We start from the raw sequence: 5,052 nt of genomic DNA, 5'->3' as shown, positions 1-5,052 counted from the left end.
GACGGCGATTGTGGGTTCGCTCGCACCGACGGGCCTGGCGCAGCAGGGAACCTCGACGAACGGCGGGACGATTGAGATCGCGGGGACGGGCGATGCGTCCGGGGATACGATCAAGCTTTACAACGGCGCGACCCTGGTCGGCTCCGGGACGGTGGGCGTTGGCGGCGCCTTCGACATCACGACGACGGCGACATTCGCGGATGGGACGTATCATCTGACGGCGACGGACACGAGCGCGGACGGGACGCAGACGAGCACGGCTTCGACAGCGGCGACGGCGATTGTGGGTTCGCTCGCGCCGACGGGCCTTGCGCAGCAGGGAACGTCGACGAACGGGGGGACGATTGAGATCGCGGGAACGGGGGATGCGTCCGGGGATACGATCAAGCTTTACAACGGGGCGACTTTGGTCGGCTCCGGCGTCGCGGGAGCGGGCGGGGCGTTTGACTTTGCGACGACGGCGACATTCGCGGACGGGACGTATCATCTGACGGCGACGGACACGAGTGCGGACGGGACGGAGACGAGCGCTCAATCGACAGCGGCGACGGCGGTTGTTGGTTCGCTCGCGCCGACGAGTTTGGCGCAGAAGGGGACCTCGACCAACGGCGGGACGATCGACATCACCGGAACGGGGGATGCGTCCGGAGATACGATCAAGCTTTACAACGGCGCGACCCTGGTTGGCTCCGGCGTCGCGGGAGCGGGCGGGGCGTTTGACTTTGCGACGACGGTGACGTTCGCGGATGGGACGTATCATCTGACGGCGGTCGACACGAGCGCGGACGGGACGGAGACGAGCACGGCTTCGACGGCGGCGACGGCGATTGTGGCTTCGGTCGCGCCGACGGGCCTTGCGCAGCAGGGAACGTCGACGAACGGCGGGACGATTGAGATCGCGGGAACGGGGGATGCGTCGGGGGATACGATCAAGCTTTACAACGGGGCGACTTTGGTCGGCTCCGGCGTTGCGGGAGCGGGCGGGGCGTTTGACTTTGCGACGACGGCGACGTTCGCAGATGGGACATATCATCTGACGGCGACGGACACGAGCGCGGACGGGACGGAGACGAGCACGGCTTCGACGGCGGCGACGGCAATTGTGGGTTCGCTCGCACCGACGGGCCTGGCGCAGCAGGGAACCTCGACCAACGGCGGGACGATTGAGATCGCGGGGACGGGGGATGCGTCCGGGGATACGATCAAGCTTTACAACGGCGCGACCCTGGTTGGCTCCGGCGTTGCGGGAGCGGGCGGGGCGTTTGACTTTGCGACGACGGCGACATTCGCGGACGGGACGTATCATCTGACGGCGACGGACACGAGCGCGGATGGGACGCAGACGAGCGCCAACTCGAGTCCGCTGACAGTTAATGTCAATCCGAGCGCGCCGACGGTCGCTGTCTTGGTTGGTCAACCCTTGAACGGCGGGACGGTCGAGTTGAAGGGGACTGGCGAGGTCGGCGACACGGTCGATCTTTACGCGGACGGCAATACGACGACGATTGTCGGGACCGGGACGGTCGGCGCCGGCGGCGCGTTCGATATAACCACGACGGCGACGTTCGCCGACGGTCTGCACACGTTCACGGCGACTGAGACGAATTCGGCGCACCTGACGAGCGCATCGTCGTCGGCATTCGCGGTTGACGTCGATCCACGCGCGCCGGTGATCGCGACCGTGGTCGGAACGCCATTGACCAATCAAACTGTCGAGCTTCAAGGAACCGGCGAGGCGGGCGACACGGTCGATCTTTATGCGGACGGCAATGCGACGACGATTGTCGGGACCGGGACGGTCGGCGCCGGCGGCGCGTTTGACATTGTGACCACGGCGACGTTCGGCGATGGGACGCACACGTTCACGGCGACCGAGACAGATGCTGCGAGCCTGACCAGCACGGCGTCGTCGCCGTCGTTCACGGTGGACGTGGTGCACGAGGCGCCGACGCTGACTGTCGGAGGGGCCGTCACCTTCATTCAGAATGGGTCGCCGGTCGCGCTGGACGCCGGCCTTGGCGTGAGCGACGTGGACAGCGGCGGATTGTTGACCGGGGCGACGGTCAAGATAACGTCCGGTTTGCTCACCGGCGACACTGTGAACTTCGTCAATCAGAATGGCATTACCGGCAGCTATGACGCCGCTGACGGTACGTTGACGCTCACCGGCGCGGCCAGCATCAGCAATTACAAGGCGGCCCTCGCCAGCGTTACTTTCAGTTCGACCTCCATCAATCCGACCAACTTCGGCGCCGATCTCACGCGCACCGTCTCCTGGACGGCGACCGACGGCGATGCGAGCAACGGCACGAGCGCCACTGCGACCAGTACGGTCGATATCCAGGCCGTTCCGACCATTGTCGCCGGCGCCGATGTGAACTACCGAGCGGTTCTTGATTTACCTGTCAGCCTCGACCAATCGATCGGCGTCTATGACGGTGCAAATCTCAAGAACGCCACCGTCAGCGTCGCCAGCGGCTTTACGCTCGGCGACCTGCTCACCGCCGATACGGGCGGCACGAACATCCACGCCAGTTATAACGCCCTAAACGGCGTATTGACGCTCACCGGCAACGATACGCTCGCTCATTATGACCAGGTGTTGCAGAGCATCAAATTCAGCAGCATTCAGACATCTGGCGGCACGGTGGCGATCGATTGGCAAATCACCGATCAGAACAATCAGGCGAGCGCGGTCGCAACCAGCCAGGTCAATGTGACCGGCATTTTCGGCGCTATTCTCGTCGACAAGGGCAATCCTGGACCTCCATCCCCCAGCACCGGCGTCAGTCCGCCGCCGGTTTTCTTCGAGGTGGTGACGGGCGTCCACACCGAATCTGGCTCAGGCGCATTCGACGAGCAGGGTCTTGATTTAGGCTTTGGTCTTGGCGCGCAGGTCTATCCGGTCGAAGCGGATATCGACGCGACCGTCTCGGACAAGAGGCAGGTCGATTTCAACGTGCCGCTCGGCTCCCTCGAAGCGGCGCTTGGCCACGACATTGTATCTGTCACGGGGCAACTGGCGGACGGGCGGCCGCTGCCGAGCTGGCTTCGCTTCGACGTCGCGACCGGCAAATTCACAGGCCAGGTCCCGGCTGATGTTTCGACCGGCCCGGCGTCGTCAGACACGCTCGCCATCGAGATCATCGCCCGCGATTCCAAAGGCAATATCTCGATCATCGAATTCACCATCAACTTGAAGCCAGACGGAAAGCACGCGTGGATCTCGCCTCTCGACGGGAGCATTGCTCCTTGGGCGATGGAGGCGCGCCACAACCTCGCGCTCATTCCAGGCCATGATTACCACCGTGCGACGGCGGATCAGGCGGCCGAGTTCGCCCGCCCCCACGCCAGTCGCGGCGGCGCGGCCGATGGTCTTGCCGGGCGCGCCGGGTTGAGCGCGCAGCTTGCCGGTTTGGGATGGCGCGGCATGCATGCCGAGCGGATGGCGCTCCTAGAAAGCGTGCAAGGGGCCGCAAGCGGCCGCTGACGCCGCTGTATGGGGCGTGGCGGCCGCAAAACAAAGGGCGGCGTTCGGCGCGGTTTTCCGTTAAGGTCGCTCGATGAAGTCATTCGGCTTGAGAGGACGGGGGCTGCGGACCGCTGACCGTCGCTTGCTCTTTTGGAGGACAGGCGTCCAAGGGCGGGCCGCGGCTTGGTCGTGGGCCAGTTCGTCATGAAGCACGCGCCGACCCCCAATCTCGAGGCGCAGCTCTTCGGGCTGAGCACTCTGATCCAACTCGTCAAACGCGCGCGCCATGCCTCGAGCGAGCAGGAGCTCGCTTTCATCATGGTCAACGAGACCCATGCGTTGACGCCCTACCGGCAAGCCGTGCTGTGGCGAAGCGATCGTCGCGGCGTCGGGAGGGTGACGGCGATTTCCGGCGCTGCCGTCGTCGAACGCAATGCCCCGTTGATCCTTTGGTTCAACCGGGTGCTGAGTCGGCTCGACAAGGAAGCGATGGATACGCCCCAGCCGGTTAGCGCGTCCAACCTGCCCGCCAAGCTTGCCGAGGAATGGGGCGAATGGCTGCCGGCGCATGCGTTGTGCGTCCCTCTCGCGCTGAATAGAGACGGCAAATTCGGCGTCTTGCTGCTCGCGCGCGAGCAGCCGTGGGGCGACGGCGAACGCTATTTGCTCCAGGAACTCGCCGATGGCTTCGCTCAGGCTTGGCAGAGTTTTCTCGGCGGACGCCGGCGCTCGCTGCTGATGCGCTTCCTTGGCTGGCGCAATGCCTACAAGCTCGCGATCCTGGCCGCGGTTTGCGCTGGCCTATGCCTGCCGGTGCGGCTTTCGGCGCTCGCGCCGGCGGAAGTCGTGCCGTTCAAGCCGACCATCGTACGCGCGCCGCTCGACGGGGTGGTGGATCGTTTTCTCGTCGAGCCGAACGCTAGCGTCAAGGCTGGCCAACCTTTGCTCGACCTCGATCCTCGCGCGATTCAGAATAAGCTCGATGTCGCTGGCAAGGAGCTGGCGGTCGCGGAAGCCGAGTATCGCCAAGCCGCCCAGGAGGCGGTCTTCGACGATAAGAGCCGAGCCAAGCTCACCGTTCTGAAGGGCCGCACGGATCAGCGTCGCGCCGACGTCGCCTACGCGCAGTCGCTGCTCGAGCGCATCCACGTGACCGCCAGTCGCGCCGGGCTGGCGTTGTTCGACGATCCCAACGATTGGATCGGCCGGCCGGTGACCATCGGCGAACGGCTCTTGGAAATAGCCGACCCAACTCAAGCCGAACTCGAGATTTGGCTGCCGGCGGCGGATGCGATCACGCTGCAGGCTGGCGCCGATGTGGAACTCTTCCTTAATGTCGCACCCGGGGCGCCGCTTAAGGCGAAACTCCGTCAAGCGAGCTACGAAGCCACGCCTTCGCCCGCCAATCTACTCGGCTATCGATTGAAAGCGACGCTCGACGATCCGGCTGCGGCCCCGCGCATCGGGCTGCGCGGCACGGCGAAGATTTACGGCGACGAGGTCTCCTTGTTCTACTACCTGGCGCGCCGGCCGCTTGCGGCGGCCCGACAATTCTTCGGCTGGTGATGACGCTCGCAACA

2 protein-coding genes are annotated in these 5,052 nt (G+C 64.9%); both read left to right on the top strand.

The genetic code is table 11. The annotated features are described in order from the left end of the window. The coding region (locus GSQ90_RS31595) for an Ig-like domain-containing protein (RefSeq protein ID WP_210255031.1) at positions 1-3,490 on the top strand (3,490 nt) is incomplete at its 5' end. A gap of 186 nt (positions 3,491-3,676) precedes the next feature. Further along, positions 3,677-5,038, top strand: coding sequence for an efflux RND transporter periplasmic adaptor subunit (locus tag GSQ90_RS31590; protein ID WP_158818954.1), 1,362 nt, complete (start codon positions 3,677-3,679; stop codon positions 5,036-5,038). Positions 5,039-5,052 lie beyond the last annotated feature (14 nt).

It is taken from the genome of Methylocapsa sp. S129 (assembly GCF_009765995.1).
GTDB lineage: Bacteria > Pseudomonadota > Alphaproteobacteria > Rhizobiales > Beijerinckiaceae > Roseiarcus.
The sequence above is the reverse complement of the archived record's forward strand: the minus strand, read 5'-3'. Positions and strand labels throughout refer to the sequence as shown.